Below are 554 nucleotides of genomic sequence, written 5' to 3' on the forward strand. Positions count from 1 at the left end.
GGCCCTTCAGCACGTCGAGCAACAGCGTCGCCGCGGCTAGGCCCTTGTTGCCGGTGCGCAGAACATTGGTGGCGCCGATGTTGCCCGAGCCGATCTGGCGCACATCGCCAAGGCCGGCCGCGCGGGTGAGCAGAAGCCCGAACGGAATCGAGCCCAGGAGATAGCCGAACACAAGCGATGGGATGAGGCTGTAAGTCATTGTTTCCCCCGCATTTCCCCCAGTTTGGCCGGATCAGGCGCGGTGCGCGGGTTGTCCGGCTCAGACGGAGAGCACTGTGCGGCCCGCAACCAGAGTTTGCAAGACCTTGCCTTGCAGGCGCGCACCTTCGAAACAGGTGTTTTTTGAGCGCGAACGAATGCCGCTTTCGCTGACGATCCAGGGTTCGTCGAGGTCGACAAGCGCAAGATCGGCGACAGCGCCGGGCTTCAGCGTGCCACCGGGCAGTCCGAACAGTTTTGCCGGGGCCGTGGACAGGGTCTCGATCAGCCTCAGCAACGGCACGTCGCCATTGTGGTAGAGCCGCAAGGCCGCGCCCAGCAGCGTCTCCAACCCG

2 protein-coding genes are annotated in these 554 nt (G+C 64.4%); both read right to left on the bottom strand.

Features of this window, described 5'->3' with window-relative positions:
* On the bottom strand, window positions 1-199 hold a 199-nt coding region (locus EN925_RS38870; RefSeq protein WP_206633227.1), incomplete at its 3' end, for a glycerol-3-phosphate acyltransferase.
* Window positions 200-259: 60 nt separating this feature from the next.
* Window positions 260-554: amidohydrolase family protein (locus tag EN925_RS38875; RefSeq protein ID WP_164894839.1), on the bottom strand; the 295-nt coding region annotated here is incomplete at its 5' end.

Source organism: Mesorhizobium sp. M7A.F.Ca.US.006.04.2.1 (assembly GCF_004022915.1).
GTDB lineage: Bacteria > Pseudomonadota > Alphaproteobacteria > Rhizobiales > Rhizobiaceae > Mesorhizobium > Mesorhizobium ciceri.